The following is a 16,007-nucleotide window of genomic DNA, read 5'->3' as shown; positions in this document are numbered from 1 at the left end:
GAGGAAACATGGACGGCATCGTGACCGGCGGCACGCTGGATTCCGTGGCATCCGCCTGGATCGACCAGTTCGGAAAGGCACTGGCCGGGGGGGCGCCGGATGCGCTCGCCGCGCTCTTCGCGACGGAATGCCATTGGCGCGACGTGCTCGCCTTCACCTGGGATCTGCGCTGCGTGTCAGGCGCCCAGGCGATCGCCCAACGCCTCCTGCCCCTGGCACGCGCGGCAACGCCGCGTGAGTTCGAACTCGCCGCCGACCGCACGCCGCCGCGCCGCGTGACCCGCGCGGGTACCGAGGCGATCGAGGCCATCTTCACCTTCGAGACCGCCACCGGTCCCTGCACCGGCGTGGTGCGCCTCGTCCCGGAGGACGGCACGCATCGCGCCTGGACGCTGATGACGTCCCTCGACGAGATCCGCGGCCATGAGGATCCGGCCAACGGCAAGCGTTGGCAGGATGTGGACTGGAAGCGGAACTTCGGCGGCGAGAACTGGCTCGACCGCCGAAAGAGGGCCGTCGCCTATGAGGATCACGACCCGGCCGTGCTGGTGGTCGGCGCGGCGCAGGCAGGGCTGTCGGTGGCGGCGCGGCTATCGCTGCTCGGCGTCGATACGTTGGTGGTGGATCGCGACCCGCGCATCGGGGATTCCTGGCGCAAGCGCTACCACGCCCTGACCCTGCACAATGAGACCCGGGTCAATCACCTGCCCTACATGCCGTTTCCGAAATCCTTCCCGGTCTTCATCCCGAAGGACATGCTGGCGAACTGGTTCGAGCTCTATGCTGAGGCCATGGAGCTGAACGTCTGGACCGGCACGGAACTGACCGGCGGGTCCTGGGACGAGGCCGGGCAATGCTGGGACGTCACGCTGAAGCGCGCCGATGGCAGCGTCCGCCGCATGCGGCCGCGCCACATCGTCATGGCGAATGGCGTGTCCACCACGCCGATCATGCCGGACCTGCCGGGGCTGAAGGATTTCCGCGGCGCCGTGCGGCATTCGGGGAAGTACGGCAGCGGGCTCGACTGGGCGGGCAAGCGCGTTCTCGTGCTGGGCACGGGCACTTCGGGACATGACGTCGCGCAGGATCTGGTCGTTTCGGGTGCCGCCGAGGTGACGATCATCCAGAACCGGCCTTCCCTGGTGGTCAGCCTGAAGGAGGCGCAGGCGCCCTACGCCCTCTATGACGAGGACATTCCCTTCGAGGACAAGGATCTCCTCGCCACCTCCTTCCCCTATCCCGTCATGCGGCGGGCGCATCAGCGCATGGTGGTGATGAACCGCCATGCCGACCGTGCCTTGCTGGAAGGCCTGGAAAAGCGCGGCTTCCGGCTGAATTTCGGCGAGGACGATACCGGCTGGCAGATCATGTATCAGTCGCGCGGGGGCGGGTATTACTTCGATGCCGGCTGCTCGGCGATGATCATCGATGGCCGCGTCAGGCTGATGCATTACGCCGATATCGACCGCTTCGGCTCCGAGGGCGCCATCATGAAGGATGGCAGCGTGAAGCCTGCCGACCTGATCGTGCTCGCCACCGGCTATGAGGGTCAGGCAGCAGCGGCGCGGCGCCTGTTCGGCGATGCGGTCGCCGACCGGGTCGGCCAGGTCTGGGGCTTCGACGGGGAAGGGGAACTCCACGGGATGTGGCGCCCCACCGGCCAGACGGGCCTGTGGTTCCACGCCGGCGGCTTGGCACAGTGCCGCATCTACTCGAAGGTGCTGGCCCTGCAGATCAAGGCGCGGGAACTGGGGATGGTCGCATGATCGAGGTGGTGCAGGACGAGGAGACCGGCCATTTCCGCGTGGTGACCGTCCGCGGCGAGACACTCGGCATCGCGCGCACGCGCGCGGCGGCGGACGACCTCGCCGAATTCATGCTGGAAGCCTGGGAGGAAGCGCTCGCGACCGCCGCTGCCCGGGCGCGGATGAAGCATGGGGCGGCGATCATCGAGCCGCGCTGACCTCCCGCACTGCGGCAAAGCGCGATAGGGTCGCCGTCTTCTAGCAGGAGCCCCGACCATGACCCGCAGCCTTGTCCTCGCCGCCGCCCAGTTGGGCCCCATCCAGAAGGCCGAGGGCCGTGACGTCGCCGTCGGCCGCATGGTCCGGCTGATGGAAAAGGCGCACCGCATGGGTGCGGAGGTCGTGGTCTTTCCCGAACTCGCTCTGACCACCTTCTTCCCGCGGTGGTACGAGGAAGACATCTCGGTCGCCGACCATTGGTACGAGACGTCCCTGCCGTCCAACGCCACCGCGCCGCTGTTCGAGGCCGCGCGGAAATACGGCATCGCCTTCCATCTCGGCTATGCCGAGAAGACGCCGGATGGGCATCGCTTCAACACCTCGGTCTTCGTGAATCCGGCCGGCGAGGTGATGCTGAAGTACCGCAAGGTCCATCTGCCGGGTCACAAGGACTACGACCCGATCCGCAAGGTGCAGCACCTCGAGAAGCGGTATTTCGAGGTCGGCGATCTCGGCTTCCCCGTCGTCCGCGCGCCCGTCGCGGGGCACGAGGTCAATGTCGGCATGATGATCTGCAACGACCGACGCTGGCCGGAATCCTGGCGCGTGATGGGGCTGCAGCAGGTCGAGCTCGTCATGCTCGGCTACAACACGCCATCCATCAACGCGGACAATCGCGGCTTCGAGGCGCATCACCTGCGCGTCTTCCACTCCCACCTGTCGATCCAGTCGGGCTGCTACCAGAACGCCTGCTTCGCGGTGGCGACGGCCAAGGCCGGGACCGAGGACGGGCACGAGCTGTTCGGCCATTCCATCATCGTGAACCCGCAGGGTGAGATCATGGCCCAGGCGACGTCCTGGGACGACGAGCTGATCGTGGCCGACGCCAATCTCGGCATGTGCGAACTCGGCCGCACGACGATTTTCAACTTTGCGAAGCACCGCCGGCCGGAAGCCTATCAGCGGATCACGGACCAGGTGGGCAGCGAAGCGCCGGCGGTATGGTCGCCGGTGCGCGCGGCGGAGTGATGGGGGAGGGGGCCTATCCCCTCCAATCCCACCGGACGACATTGGATCAAGGGCGAAGCCCTTCCGGTCTACTCGTCGTCCGACCGGCTCGGCGGCCCGGCCAGGACGCCGCCATCGATCACGATCGTCTGACCGGTCATGAAGGAGCCGGCCGCGGAGGCCAGGAACACCGCCGCGCCGGCGATCTCGTCCGGTTCGCCGATGCGCTTCAGGGGGGTGTCCTTGGTGCGCTTCTTGTAGATGCCCGGGTCTTCCCACAGCGCGCGGGCGAAGTCGGTGCGGATCAGGCCAGGGGCGATGGCGTTGGCGCGGACATTCTGCGGGCCCCACTCGACCGCCAGGTTGCGCACGAGCTGCATGTCGGCGGCCTTGGAGATGGCATAGGCGCCGAGCACCGGGGACCCGCGGAAGCCGCCGATCGAGGAGACGATGATGATCGATCCGCCGCCGCGTTCGGCCATGCCCGGCGCGGTCATGTGGGCGAGCCAGAGGTTCGACTTGATGTTGGACGCCATCACCTTGTCGAAGATCTCGTCCGGGATGGTGATGGCGGGGCCGAAATGCGGGTTGATGGCTGCGTTGCAGACCATGATGTCCACCTGACCCCACTTTGCGATGGTGGCGTCGACCAGGGCCTGGCACTCGGGTTTGCGGCCGATGTTGCAGGCGACTGCCATGGCGGTGCCGCCCTTGGCGGTGATGGCGTCCACCACCTCCTGGCAGGCTTCAACCTTGCGGGAGGAGACGACGACCTTGGCCCCATGCTCCGCCAGGCGTTCGCAGATGGCGCGGCCGATGCCGCGGCTGCCGCCGGTGACGATGGCGACCTTGCCGGTCAGGTCGAAGAGGGACATGGCGTTACGCTCCCGTTTGGTTGAGGCGTGCAGCGCAGCACGGCGCGGGCCGCTCGGCAACGGGGGGCGCTTGCCGCCGGACGCATCCTGCACGACACTCCGGCCCGACCGATCGGTCGAACCGATCGAACTGAACAGGCAAGGGAGAGACCCAGTGGCCCAGGAAGCCGTCTTCGTCCAGCACGAGGCGCAGGGCGATGTGCATGTGCTGCATATTGCCAACCCGCCGGTGAACACGCTGCGGACCGAGGTCCGGGCCGGGCTGCTGGCCGGGCTGAATGCGGCCAAGGCGGCGGGCGCGAAGGCGGTGGTGCTGATCGGGTCGGGCCGGATGTATTCCGCCGGGGCCGAGATGACCGAATTCGGCAAGCCACGCCAGCCGCCCTCGCTGCCCGAGGTCTTCGATGCGATCGAGGAGTATCCCGGCATCGTGGTCTCGGCGATCCATGGCTCGGCGCTGGGCGGCGGGCTGGAACTGGCGTTGGCCTGCCATGCGCGGGTGGCCTCGCCGGGTGCCCAGGTCGGCCTGCCGGAAGTGAAGCGCGGCTTCGTGCCGGGGGCGGGCGGAACGCAGCGCCTGCCGCGGCTGATCGGGCCGGAGGCGGCGGCGAAGATCATCGTCTCGGGCGATCCGGTGAAGGCCGAACAGGCGGTGAAGCTCGGCTTCGTCGATGCGGTGATCGAGGGCGATCTGGAAGCCGGGGCCGTGGCCTGGGCCAAGGCGAATATCGGCAAGACCTTCATCCTGGCGCGCAACCGCACCGACAAGATCGAGGGCCAGGACCCGGCGGCCTATGACGCGGTAGTCGCCGGGCTGCTGAAGCGCACGCGCGGGCAGGAGAGCCCGAAGGGCTGCGCCGAAGCGGTGAAGGCCAGCTTCACCATGCCCTTCGAGAAGGGGCTGGAGAAGGAGCGGGAGCTGTTCCAGACGCTCGTTTCGGGCGAGCAGTCCAAGGCACTGCGCCACATCTTCTTCGGCGAGCGCGAGGTGCTGCGCATCCCGGGCATGCCGGCCGATGCGAAGTCCCTGCCGGTGAACAACCTGGTGGTGATCGGCGGCGGCACCATGGGGGGCGGCATCGCCATGTCGGCGGCGAATTTCGGCGTGCCGGTGACCATCGTGGAGATGACCGAGGAGGCGCTGCAGAAGGGCCTCGCGCGCTGCCACGCGAATTGGGAACGCACGGTGTCGTCGGGCCGCCTGTCCCAGGCGGAATACGAGAAGCGCAAGGCGCTGCTGACCGGCAGCACCGATTTCGAGGGCACGGTCGCGAAGGCCGACCTCGTCATCGAAGCGGTGTTCGAGAACATGGAGGTGAAGAAGCAGGTCTTCGCGCGGCTCGACAAGGCGGCGCGGCCGGGGGTCGTGCTGGCGTCCAACACCTCGACGCTGGATGTGGATGAGATCGCCTCCGCGACCACCCGCCCGGAGTTCGTGATGGGCATGCATTTCTTCAGCCCGGCGAACGTCATGCGCCTGCTGGAGAATGTGCGCGGGTCGAAGTCGTCCTGGGCCACGATCGCGACCGCTACCGAATTCGGCAAGCGCATCGGCAAGCTGCCCGTGCTGGTCGGCAATTGCGACGGCTTCGTCGGCAACCGCATGACCGGCAAGCGCACCCCGCAGGTCGAGAAGCTGCTGCTGGAAGGCTGCCTGCCGCAGGACATCGACAAGGTGATGGAAGGCTACGGCATGGCCATGGGGCCGCTGGCCACGGGCGACCTGGCGGGCCTCGACATCGGCGCGGCGGTGCGCAAGGCGCGCGGGACGGTCGCACCCGTTGCCGATGCCGTCGTCGCCCTGGGCCGCTTCGGCCAGAAGACCGGCAAGGGCTGGTACATGTACGATGAGAAGCGCACCCGCCTGCCGGACCCGGAAGTGGAACGCATCATCCTCGACGTCGCCGAGAAGATGCAGGTGCGCCGGCGCAAGATCTCGGACCAGGAGATCCTGGAACGGCTGCTGCTGCCCATGGTGAATGAGGGCGCGCGCATCCTGGAAGAAGGCGTGGCCTCGCGGCCCATCGATATCGATGTCGTCTTCTGCAACGGCTTCGGCTGGCCGGCCTTCCGGGGTGGCCCGATGTTCTGGGCGGATTCCATCGGGCTCAAGGCGGTGCGCGACAAGCTTGCGCACTATGCCGAGGCGACCGGGGATGCCAATCTGAAGCCGGCGGCGCTGATCGAGAAACTGGCGGTCGAAGGCGGGTCCTTCGCCGGCATGGGCGCGAAGGCGGCCTGACCCAATCATACGGGAGTAACGGACATGGACCTCCGGTTTACCGACGAGGAACGCGCCTTCCGACAGGAAGTGCGCGAGTGGATCGACGCCAACCTGCCTGCCGATACGCGGGAGCGCATGGCCTCCGGCCGCACGCCGACCAAGGCGATGCAGGTCGATTGGCAGAAGCGGCTCTACGCGAAGGGCTGGGCGGTGCCGCATTGGCCGGTCGAATGGGGCGGCCAGCCCTGGAGCGCGATCCAGCGCTTCATTCTTTCCGAGGAAATCCAATCGACGCCGGCGCCGTCGCCGCTCGGCTTCAATGCGAACATGCTCGGGCCGGTGATGATCGCCTTCGGCACCGAGGCGCAGAAGAAGGAGTTCCTGCCCAAGATCGCGAGCCTCGATCTGTGGTTCTGCCAGGGCTTCTCGGAGCCCGGCGCGGGGTCGGATCTTGCCTCGCTGAAGACGCGGGCGGTGAAGGAAGGCGATGTCTACGTCGTCAACGGGCAGAAGACCTGGACGACGCTGGCCCAGCACGCCGACTGGATCTTCCTGCTGGTGCGCACCGATCCGGGCGCGGCGAAGCAACAGGAGGGCATCTCCTTCCTCATCGTCGACATGAAGACGCCGGGCATCACCGTGCGGCCGATCATCACCATCGACGGCGCGCATGAGGTGAACGAGGTCTTCTTCGACGATGTGAAGGTGCCCGTCGCGAACCTGATCGGCACCGAGAATCGCGGCTGGGATTGCGCGAAGTTCCTGCTTTCGAACGAGCGCACCGGCCAGGCGCGCGTCGGCGCCTCAAAGGAACGCATCCGCCGGTTGAAGCTGATCGCCAAAGAAGCCCCGGGCGGCGGCAAGCCGATCATGGAAGACCCGCGCTTCCGCTCGCGCCTCACGGATGTCGAGGTGCAGCTCAAGGCGCTGGAGATGACCACGCTGCGCGTGCTGGCCGACGAGAACCGTCAGCTCAGCCAGCGCAAGCCGAACCCGGCATCGTCGGTGCTGAAGATTCGCGGCACCGAATTGCAGCAGGCGATCAGCGAGCTCTACGTCATGGCCGCCGGGCCCTATGGCATGGTCGCGCCGGACGATCCGGAAGCGAGCCTGCGCAACGAACCCGCGGTGGCGGATGATTGGCAGACGCTCTCGCAGGCGACCTATTTCAACTGGCGCAAGCAGAGCATCTACGGCGGATCCACCGAGATCCAGAAGAACATCATGGCCAAGGCCTTCCTGGGACTCTGACGCACATGGATTTCGATCTTTCCGAAGATCAGCGCCTTCTCCAGGACAGCCTGGCGAAGCTGCTGAAGGACAAATACGGCTTCGAGCAGCGCAAGGCCTACCTCAAGTCGGAGACCGGCTGGTCGCGCGAGGTGTGGGCCGCGTTGGCAGAACTCGGCCTGCTCGGCATGCCTTTCGCCGAGGAGGATGGCGGCCTCGGCTATGGCGCCATCGAGACGATGATCGTCACCGAGCAACTCGGCCGGTCGCTCGCGCTCGAACCCTTCATCTCGACCGTGGTGATGGGTGGTGGCTTTCTGCGCCATGGCGCGACGGCGGAACAACGCGGCGCGCTGGTGCCGCAGATCGCCGAGGGCAAGCTGCTGCTCGCCTTCGCGCATACCGAGCCGCAGTCGCGCTTCGACCTGAACGACGTCGCGACGACGGCGAAGAAGGAGGGCGAGGGCTACGTCATCGAAGGCCGCAAGGGCGTCGTCGTGCATGGCGATACGGCTGACCAGCTCATCGTCACCTCGCGGCTGTCCGGGCAGCGGCGCGATCGGGACGGCATCGGTGTGTTCCTGGTGCCCGCCGATGCCAAGGGCGTGTCGCGTCGCGGCTTCCGTACCTCCGACGGCCAACGCGCCGCGGACATCACCTTCGACGGCGTGAAGGTCGGTGCCGATGCGCTGCTGACGGGCGCGGGCGGCGGCATCGCGCTGGTCGAGCGCGTGGTGGACGAGACGCTCGCCGCGCTCGCTGCCGAGGCGGTGGGCTGCATGGAAGCGGCCAAGGACCTGACGGTCGACTACCTGAAGACGCGCAAGCAGTTCGGGCGGCCGATCGGATCCTTCCAGGCGCTGCAGCACCGCGCTGCCGAGATGATGGTGTGCCTGGAACAGGCCCGGTCGATGGCGATGCTCGCCGCGATGCTGGCCAGCGAGCCGGACGCCGCGGAACGCAAGCGCCAGATGCGGGCGGTGAAGATCGAGGTAGGACGCAACGCCCGCTTCGTCGGCCAGCAGACGGTCCAGATGCATGGCGGCATCGCCATGACGATGGAATACGCCGGCGGGCACTATCTGAAGCGGCTGACGGTGATCGAGAACTCGTTTGGCGACATGGACCACCACCTCGCGGCACTCAGCGAGGAAGGCGGGGTGTTCCAGGCGGCGTAGCGCGGAATTGGAGGGGGCTCTGCCCCCTCCAAGCCTCCCCCGCCAAAGGCCGAAAGGCCTTTGGAAACCAATACCTGGCGCCTGGCGGGGAGGGGGCACTGCGCCCCCGGGACGCGCATTCTGCGCGGAGGCGGGTTTCGGACAAATTGCGCCCCTCGATTTCAGGAACATATCAAGAACGAATTGTCCTGTCCAGCGTGAAGCCGGATGCAGGGGCGTGAATCGGTTGGGCGCGTATCCGAAGCGGGCGGCGCGCCGAAGTCGGAGTTCAGACGAATCCCGACGGAGAAGGCTTTGGCACCGCGACCCGCCGCGCTTGGAGAAACACCGCGCCTCCAGCGCGTATTTTATAATCCTAGTTTTCCAATAGGAATAACATTGATTCTGCCGCTCGGCATCCCGCAGGCTCGGTGCGCGGCCCCCTTGGCCGCGCAACCTTGGAACGGGAGCCCCTCGGCATGACAATCCTCACGCAGCGCCGCGCCCTCATCCTGGGCGTGCTGGCCTCGCCCACCATCGCCCGCGCGACGCAGCCCTTTCCGGCCCGCCCCGTGCGCCTGGTCAGCCCCTTTCCACCCGGGGCGACCAACGACAATTCCGCCCGTGCCATCGCGCGCTCGCTCAGTGCCCGCTTCGGCGTGCCGGTGGTGGTCGACAACCGGGCCGGTGCGGGCGGCGCCGTCGGCGCCCGGCAGGTCGCCGACAGCCATGGCGATGGCTACACCCTGCTCAACGCCTCGGCCGGGAACCTCACCATCGCGCCGCATCTGAGCGCGGTCGGCTATGATCCCCTGCGCGCCTTCGCCCCCGTCGCGCTGACCGGGGATGCCTATGCGATCGTCGCGGTGAACCCGGACCTGCCGGTGCGCAGCGTGGCGGATCTTGTGGCCTATGCGCGGCGCAATCCCGGGCGGCTCAACTACGCCTCGGCGGGGATCGGCTCGGCCGGGCATCTGCGCGGCGCGCTGCTGGCCGAGGATGGCGGCTATGACGCCGTCCACGTCCCCTATCCGGGCAGCGCGCCGGCGGTGAACAGCGTCATCAGCGGCGATTGCCACCTGATGATCGACCCGATCACCTCCGTCCATGTCGCCTCGGGCCGGCTGCGCGGGCTGGCGACCGTCGCCGCCGGGCGATGGGAGGATTTCCCCGACCTGCCGACCATCACCGAGGCCGGCTTTGGCGCCGCCTGGCCGTCCGGCGGCTGGTTCGGCGCCTTCGCCCCGGCCGGCACGCCGCCCGAGGTCGTCGCCCGCCTCAACGAGGCCTGGAACGCCGCCCTCGCCGAACCCGAAACGGCCTCGGCGCTGCGCCGGATGGGCCTGCGGCCCGAGCCGGTCGCGCCGGAGGATCTCGCCCGGCGGGTCGTGCGTGACTATGCGGCGACGGGGGAGGCCCTGCGCCGCCTGTCCATCACCTGACCCGGGCCAGTCCCCGGGGAGCCTTCGCTCCCCGGGGCGGCGATCAGCCGTGGATCATCGCCCAGACCGTCTCGGGCGTCGCCGGCATGTTGATGTGCTTCCCGCCCAGCGCGTCGGAAATGGCGTTCATCACCGCCGGCAGCGACCCGGCGCAGCCGGCCTCGCCCGCGCCCTTGGACCCGACCGGATTGGTCTTGCAGGGGGAGGGTTCGCTCTCGAACCCCAGCGACGGCAGGTCGTCCGCGCGCGGCAGGCCGTAATCCATGTAGGAGCCGGTCAGGAGCTGCCCGTCCTCGGAATAGGCGACGCGTTCGAGCAGCGCCTGGCCGATGCCCTGGGCAATGCCGCCATGGGCCTGGCCGGCCGCCATCAGCGGGTTCACGATCACGCCGAAGTCGTTGACCGTGGTGTAGCGGTCGACGCTGACCTTGCCGGTGTCCGGGTCGATCTCGACCTCGCAGATGTGGCAGCCATTCGGATAGGCCATCGGCGCCTCGTCGAAGACCGTGCGGCTGTCGAGGCTGTTCGGCACGTCCTGGGGCAGGGGGCCGAGGGTGCGGATCTGGGCCGCGAGTTCCATAATGCCGATGCCGCGGTCGGTACCGGCGATGGTGAAGCGACCCTCGGCGAACTCGATGTCCTCGACGCCGGCTTCCAGGATGTAGCCGGCGGCGTGGCGGCCCTTCTCGATGACCATCTCGGCGGCCTGCAGGATCGCGGCCCCCGAGGCCATCAGCGACTTCGACCCGCCCGTGCCGCCGCCGGCGATGAGCCGATCGCTGTCACCCTGGACCAGCCGGATCTTCTCGAAGGGCACGCCGAGGCGGGTGTGCAGCACCTGGGCGAAGGGCGTCCAATGGCCCTGGCCGTAGTCCAGCGTGCCGGTGACGATGGTGACCGAGCCGTCTTCCTCGAAGACCAGCTCGCCCTGTTCCTTCTGCGGCGGGGCGGTGCACTCGAGGAAGTTGCCGATGCCGCGCCCGCGCAGCTTGCCGGCGGCCTCGCTGGCGGCCTTGCGGGCGGCGAAGCCGTCCCAGTCCGCCGCCGCCAGGGCCTTGTCCAGCACCGCGCTGAAATTGCCGGAATCGTAGGCCGAGCCGTTGGAGGAGACCCAGGGGAGCTGATCCGGACGGATGTGGTTCAGCTTGCGCAGGGCGATCGCATCCTTGCCCATCTCACGTGCCGCCGTCTCGATCAGGCGTTCCATGAAGTAGTTGGCCTCGGGCCGGCCGGCGCCGCGATAGGCGGTGATCGGCGTGGTGTTGGTCACGACGTTCTTCGTCTCGACCAGCAGCAGCGGCGTCGCGTAGTTCGACTGGATGTTCTTGAGGAAATTGCCCGTCCCCATGTTGTTGCCAACGGTGGAGAGGTAGCCGCCGAGATTGCCGTAGGAGACGATCTTCACCGCGAGGAACTTGCCCTCGGCATCGAGCGCGAGGGATGCCTCCGTCTCGTGGTCGCGACCATGGCAGTCGGACACGAAGGAGCCGGTGCGCTCATCGGTCCACTTCACCGGCCGGCCGAGCATCTTCGCCGCGTGCAGCACGCAGGCATATTCGGGATAGGCGGAGGCCTTCATGCCGAAGGACCCGCCGACATTGCCGGTCAGGATGCGCAGTTTCTCGGGCGGGACCTTCAGGATGTCCTTCGCCATCTGGGCGCGCAGGCCGAAGACGCCCTGGCAGCCCACGCGTAGCACGTAGCGTTCCTCGGCCTGGTCCCATTCGCCGATCGCCGAGCGCGGCTCCATCGCGCAGACGACGATGCGGTTGGACCGGATCTTCAGCGTGGTGACATGGGCGGCCCTGGCGAAGGCTTCCTCGACCTTCGCGGCGTCGCCGAACTGGAAGTCGAGGGCCACGTTGTTGGGGATGTGGTCGTAGAGTTGGGGCGCCCCGGGGGCGGCGGCGGCGGAAGCCTCGGTGACGGCATCGAGGCTGTCGATGTCCATCTCCACCATCTCCGCCGCGTCCTTGGCCTGGGCCTTGGTCTCGGCGACCACGAAGGCGACCGGGTCGCCCACGAAGCGCACCTTGTCGGCGGCGAGCGGGCCGCGATCCACATTGATCAGCGGCGTGCCGTCGCGGTTCTTGAGCGGGATGGTCGCGCGCATCGGGCCGTATTCGGCCATGTCGGCGGCGGTATAGACGCCGAGCACGCCGGGCATGGCGCGCGCGGCCTCAGTGCCGATGCTGCGGATGATACCGTGGGCATAGGGGCTGCGGACGATGATGCACCACGCCTGGCCATCCACCTTCAGGTCGTCGGTGTAGCGGCCGCGGCCCTGCAGCAGGATGGGGTCCTCGTTCCGCGGCACGGGCTGGCCGATCCCGAACTTGAGCTTCGTCGATTCGGCCAGGAGCGCGTCGAGCATTGGGGGGCCTCAGAGGCTGTGTCGGATTACCCGTTAGGTTAGGCCGACTTTGCTGCGCTGCAACCCGTACCCCGCGGGTCAGGCGGCCGCACCCCGTGCCCAGGCGACGATCTGACGGGCCGGCATGGCACCTGCTTGGCGGGCAATCTCCTTCCCGCCGCGGAACAGGGCCAGCGTCGGGATGGAGCGGATGGCAAGGTCCTGGGCGATGCCGGGGGCTTCCTCGGTCGAGACCTTCACCAGGCGGAGATTGGGTTCCAGCTCGCGCGCGGCCGCCTCGAACTCCGGGGCCATCATGCGGCAGGGGCCGCACCAGGACGCCCAGAAATCGACCAGGATGGGGATGGAGGAGGCGCGGAGATGCTTGCGGAAGCGCTCCTCATCAAGTGGAGCGGGGTGGCCGGCGAAAAGCGGCTTGTGGCAGGCGCCGCAGGACGGGGCGTCGGCCAGCCGGGTGGCGGGCACGCGGTTCACGGCATCGCAATGGGGGCAGACGATCTGGAGGGGGTCGGCCACGGGGATCTCCACAAAGGGTATATGCGTTGAACGATATATAGAGCGTACGGCGCGGTCTGCGAGATCGCACCGCGCCTTGACCGCGACAGCGTGGCTCCCGAGGCTGCCGGCCGGGGAGGAGCCCATGGGCCGCATCGTTATCGTCGGATCGTATAATCGGGACACGGTGCTGTCCGTGCCGCATTTCCCCGCCCCGGGGGAGACGCTGGCCGCGACCGGCATGGCACGGTTCCATGGCGGAAAGGGCAGCAACCAGGCTGTTGCCGCCGCGCGAGGCGGGGCAGCGGTCGCGATAGTCGCCGCCATCGGGGCGGATGCGGCGGGGGAGGCGGCGCTCGCGCTCTGGGCGGAGGAAGGGATCGATGCTTCCGCGGTGACGCGGCTCGACGGCGTTCCGACCGGGGAGGCACTGATTCTGGTCGATGCGGCGGGGGAGAACCAGATCGTGATCATCGCCGGCGCCAATGCGGCGCTGCCGGGGACGGCGGCGGAGCGCGCGGTGGCGGGTGCGGCGCTGGTCGTGGCGCAGCTCGAGACGCCGATCGCCGCGACCGAGGCCGCCTTTCGCGCGGCGCGCGCGCAAAGCGTGGTGACGCTGCTGAATGCCGCCCCCGCCGCACCGATGCCAGACGCGCTGCTGGCGCTAACCGACATCCTGGTGGTGAACGAGACGGAGGCGGCGCGGCTGCTCAGCCGTTCAGAGGCGCCGGCGGCGATGGCGGCCGCGCTGGCCCCACGCCATGCGCGCGGCGTCGTGCTGACGGCCGGCGCCGCCGGGGCGTATTGGGCCGGGCGGGATGGCAGCAGCCATCATGCGGCGAGCCTGCCGGTGGCGGTGGTGGACAGTACGGGCGCGGGCGACGCCTTCATTGGTGCCTTCGCCGCCGCGCTGGCGGCGGGGCTCGGCGAGGCGGCTTCCCTGCGGCGCGGCGTGGTGGCGGGCGCCCTGGCCTGCCGGCGCGGCGGGGCGGTGCCCTCCCTGCCGCGCTTGGCCGAGATCGAAGCCGCCCTTCAGTAACGGTACGCGTTGGGATCGGGCTGCCAGTAGGAACCGGGCGGCATGGGCTGCGGCTGCGGCACAGGCTGCGGGTAGGGCGCCTGGGCGTAGGCCGGGCCGGGCGGCGGATAATAGACCTGCGCCGAAGGCTGCGGCGGCGGGTAGTAGCCCTGCGGCGGCGGCGCATATTGCGCCTGCGGCGCGTATTGAGGCGCGTATTGCGGCGGGGGCCCGCCATAGGCTTGGCCATAGGCCTGGGGCGCGTAACCCTGCTGGTAGGGCGGCGGAGGCGTCGGTGTGGTGACGGCGCCGAGCGCCGCGCCGCCGAGCCCGCCGGCCAGCGCCCCGATGGCCGCGCCGCGGCCGCCGCCGGCAATGCCGCCAATGGCCGCACCCGTGCCGGCGCCGATCAACGCGCCGCCGGCCGCGCGCTGACCCGGGTCGTATGGGTTCGTGCAAGCCGCGAAAAGCAGCAGGCTGAGAAGGGGGGCAATCCGCGTGGATACGGACATGGCGCAATCCTCTGTGATCCGCCGTGGCGCCAGGGCCGGTACGCGACGGGGATCGCGGCCTTCGGGACGGGGACAGTTGGATACCTCGCGCAGGACGATGGCGGCGATGTGGCGTCCGCGCGGCGCTTTCCGGCAGCGCCTAAGGCCTGGCACGCTAGGCAGCGCATCGCCGGAGAAGGACGGCAGCCGACCGTGCGGCATGCCTTGGGGCATTGCCCGATCGGCACCGTGTATCGGGCGAGGATGGAACGCGGGCGAAGCGCGCTCCACGCCGGGCCGCGGGGAGCAATTCCGGACCGGCGACCCGATCACCACCCAGCTTGAGGTGGTGGTGACGCCTGGCGTTCGAGTCCCGCGTCCGGGGTCGCTTGGCAGGGCCGAACCATGGACGATGCACGGCAGGGATGGATCGGCCGGATCAGCCGCATGGGCGACAAGCGGCCACGGCATCGACCGCGCGATCGTATCGAAATGGTTGCAACTTCTGGTCGCTGGCGATCGAGATCGCGTTCTCTCTATCAAACCGTTCCGGTGCGCGGGGAAATTCCATGGAACGGCATACCTCGGTCTATTTGGATCTGATCCGTTTCTCCGCCGCGATGACGGTCTTCATCGGTCATACCTCCGGGCGGCGCCTCGCCGGGGGATTGGCCTCGCAGTTCGGGCCGTTCATGGACGAGGCGGTGATCGCGTTCTTCGTACTGTCGGGCTTCGTCATCGGCCATGTCACGCAACGTCGGGAACAGAACTGGGGTGACTACGCCGTAGCGCGCGCAGCCCGGATCTACTCGGTGGCCGTGCCGGCGATTGTCGCGACGATCGTGCTCGACACGGTCGGCCGCCATCTGCGGCCGGACCTCTATTCCATGGCGTGGGGATACCAGCCCGGCCACAGCGGTGCCGAGTTCGCCGGAGCGCTGATCTTCGTGAACTACATCTGGTACAATGGCATCGCAGCCGGGTCGAACCTGCCCTATTGGTCGCTCTGCTTCGAGGTCTGGTACTACGTCGTCTTCGGCGTGTTCATCTTCGCACCGGGGCGCTGGCGCTGGATGGCCGCCGGTCTGCTGCTACTCTTCGTGGGCCCGCAGATCGCCGCCATGTTCCCGATCTGGCTCTTCGGGGTCGCGGCTTACAAGGTCTGTACCTCGGGCAGGGTCGGGCCGAGGATCGGGGCGATCGCCTTCTATGGCAGCGCAGCACTGATCGTCCTGCATCAACTCTGGATCGCGAAGCATGGCGCGCTGCCGCCGGCTCTGCACAATCTCCTGGTCCTGCCGAACATCAGCAACGATTACCTCGTCGGCCTGCTCGTCGCCTGCAACCTGATCGGCTTCAACGCCATCGGCGCTTCCTTCGTGGGACTGCTCACTGCCATCGAACGGCCGGTGCGCTGGTGCGCGGGCGCGACTTTCACCATCTACCTGTTCCACCTGCCACTGACGCAGTTCTTGTCGACAATCGTTCCTTGGCCGCCGACGCATTGGGCAACACGCCTCGTCATGTTCGGCGGGACGTTGGTGTTGCTGTTCGCCATCGCCGAGGTCACGGAGCGGCGAAAGGAGATTTGGCGGCGGGGATTCCAGAAGCTGTCGCACTGGCGGGACGCGCCGCGCGCCGCGGTGCGCTGAGCTGCGCCGCCACCGGCCCGCATCGTCCAGCCGCCGAGACCATCATCGGGTGGACGCTCGGGCCGGTGTCGTTCGAT

13 protein-coding genes are annotated in these 16,007 nt (G+C 68.4%); 9 read left to right on the top strand and 4 right to left on the bottom strand.

Annotated features, from left to right (window positions below; genetic code table 11):
* Positions 1 to 8: 8 nt before the first annotated feature.
* Genes KPL78_RS07700 through KPL78_RS07690 form a run of 3 tightly spaced genes read left to right on the top strand, consistent with a single transcriptional unit; the run spans position 9 to position 2,993 of the window.
* On the top strand, positions 9 to 1,766 hold the full coding sequence (locus tag KPL78_RS07700; RefSeq protein WP_219762311.1) for a flavin-containing monooxygenase: 1,758 nt from the start codon (positions 9 to 11) through the stop codon (positions 1,764 to 1,766).
* Positions 1,763 to 1,963, top strand: coding sequence for a hypothetical protein (locus tag KPL78_RS07695; protein WP_219762310.1), 201 nt, complete (start codon positions 1,763 to 1,765; stop codon positions 1,961 to 1,963). Before KPL78_RS07700 ends, KPL78_RS07695 begins: the two co-directional genes overlap by 4 nt.
* 58 nt (positions 1,964 to 2,021) lie before the next feature.
* Positions 2,022 to 2,993 carry an N-carbamoyl-D-amino-acid hydrolase gene (locus KPL78_RS07690; protein WP_219762309.1) on the top strand — a complete coding sequence of 324 codons (972 nt, stop codon included), beginning with the start codon at positions 2,022 to 2,024 and terminating at the stop codon, positions 2,991 to 2,993.
* 68 nt (positions 2,994 to 3,061) lie between these two features.
* Here the strand turns inward: KPL78_RS07690 and KPL78_RS07685 are convergent, their stop codons facing one another.
* The gene (locus KPL78_RS07685; RefSeq protein ID WP_219762308.1) at positions 3,062 to 3,847 is read right to left on the bottom strand and encodes an SDR family NAD(P)-dependent oxidoreductase; all 786 of its coding nucleotides are present in this window, start codon (positions 3,845 to 3,847) and stop codon (positions 3,062 to 3,064) included.
* 154 nt (positions 3,848 to 4,001) lie between these two features.
* On the opposite strand from KPL78_RS07685, the gene KPL78_RS07680 reads away from it, so the two are divergent.
* From KPL78_RS07680 to KPL78_RS07665, 4 genes are all read left to right on the top strand, one after another.
* Positions 4,002 to 6,089, top strand: coding sequence for a 3-hydroxyacyl-CoA dehydrogenase NAD-binding domain-containing protein (locus KPL78_RS07680; RefSeq protein ID WP_369412675.1), 2,088 nt, complete (start codon positions 4,002 to 4,004; stop codon positions 6,087 to 6,089).
* 24 nt (positions 6,090 to 6,113) lie between these two features.
* Positions 6,114 to 7,322, top strand: coding sequence for an acyl-CoA dehydrogenase family protein (locus tag KPL78_RS07675; RefSeq protein WP_219762306.1), 1,209 nt, complete (start codon positions 6,114 to 6,116; stop codon positions 7,320 to 7,322).
* A gap of 5 nt (positions 7,323 to 7,327) precedes the next feature.
* Positions 7,328 to 8,479 carry an acyl-CoA dehydrogenase family protein gene (locus KPL78_RS07670; protein WP_219762305.1) on the top strand — a complete coding sequence of 384 codons (1,152 nt, stop codon included), beginning with the start codon at positions 7,328 to 7,330 and terminating at the stop codon, positions 8,477 to 8,479.
* Positions 8,480 to 8,937: 458 nt separating this feature from the next.
* Positions 8,938 to 9,900: a Bug family tripartite tricarboxylate transporter substrate binding protein gene (locus KPL78_RS07665; RefSeq protein WP_219762304.1), complete on the top strand. Its 963-nt coding sequence runs from the start codon at positions 8,938 to 8,940 to the stop codon at positions 9,898 to 9,900.
* Positions 9,901 to 9,943: 43 nt separating this feature from the next.
* On the opposite strand, the gene KPL78_RS07660 is transcribed toward KPL78_RS07665, so the two are convergent.
* Together KPL78_RS07660 and trxC are read right to left on the bottom strand one after the other, a co-directional pair.
* On the bottom strand, positions 9,944 to 12,274 hold the full coding sequence (locus tag KPL78_RS07660; protein ID WP_219762303.1) for a xanthine dehydrogenase family protein molybdopterin-binding subunit: 2,331 nt from the start codon (positions 12,272 to 12,274) through the stop codon (positions 9,944 to 9,946).
* A 78-nt stretch (positions 12,275 to 12,352) separates the two neighbouring features.
* Positions 12,353 to 12,790, bottom strand: a complete 438-nt coding sequence (gene trxC, locus KPL78_RS07655) for a thioredoxin TrxC (RefSeq protein WP_219762302.1) — start codon at positions 12,788 to 12,790, stop codon at positions 12,353 to 12,355.
* A gap of 124 nt (positions 12,791 to 12,914) precedes the next feature.
* On the opposite strand from trxC, the gene KPL78_RS07650 reads away from it, so the two are divergent.
* Positions 12,915 to 13,808, top strand: coding sequence for a PfkB family carbohydrate kinase (locus KPL78_RS07650; protein WP_219762301.1), 894 nt, complete (start codon positions 12,915 to 12,917; stop codon positions 13,806 to 13,808).
* Here KPL78_RS07650 and KPL78_RS30130 read toward each other — a convergent pair.
* Positions 13,802 to 14,299 carry a YMGG-like glycine zipper-containing protein gene (locus KPL78_RS30130; RefSeq protein ID WP_255568708.1) on the bottom strand — a complete coding sequence of 166 codons (498 nt, stop codon included), beginning with the start codon at positions 14,297 to 14,299 and terminating at the stop codon, positions 13,802 to 13,804. The two genes, KPL78_RS07650 and KPL78_RS30130, sit on opposite strands and share 7 nt — an antisense overlap.
* Before the next feature lie 548 nt (positions 14,300 to 14,847).
* On the opposite strand from KPL78_RS30130, the gene KPL78_RS07640 reads away from it, so the two are divergent.
* Entirely contained in the window at positions 14,848 to 15,930 is a 1,083-nt protein-coding gene (locus tag KPL78_RS07640; protein WP_219762300.1) for an acyltransferase family protein, read from the top strand.
* Positions 15,931 to 16,007 lie beyond the last annotated feature (77 nt).

Source organism: Roseomonas alba, from assembly GCF_019430885.1.
GTDB lineage: Bacteria > Pseudomonadota > Alphaproteobacteria > Acetobacterales > Acetobacteraceae > Neoroseomonas > Neoroseomonas alba.
This window is presented reverse-complemented; position numbering and strand designations above follow the sequence as displayed.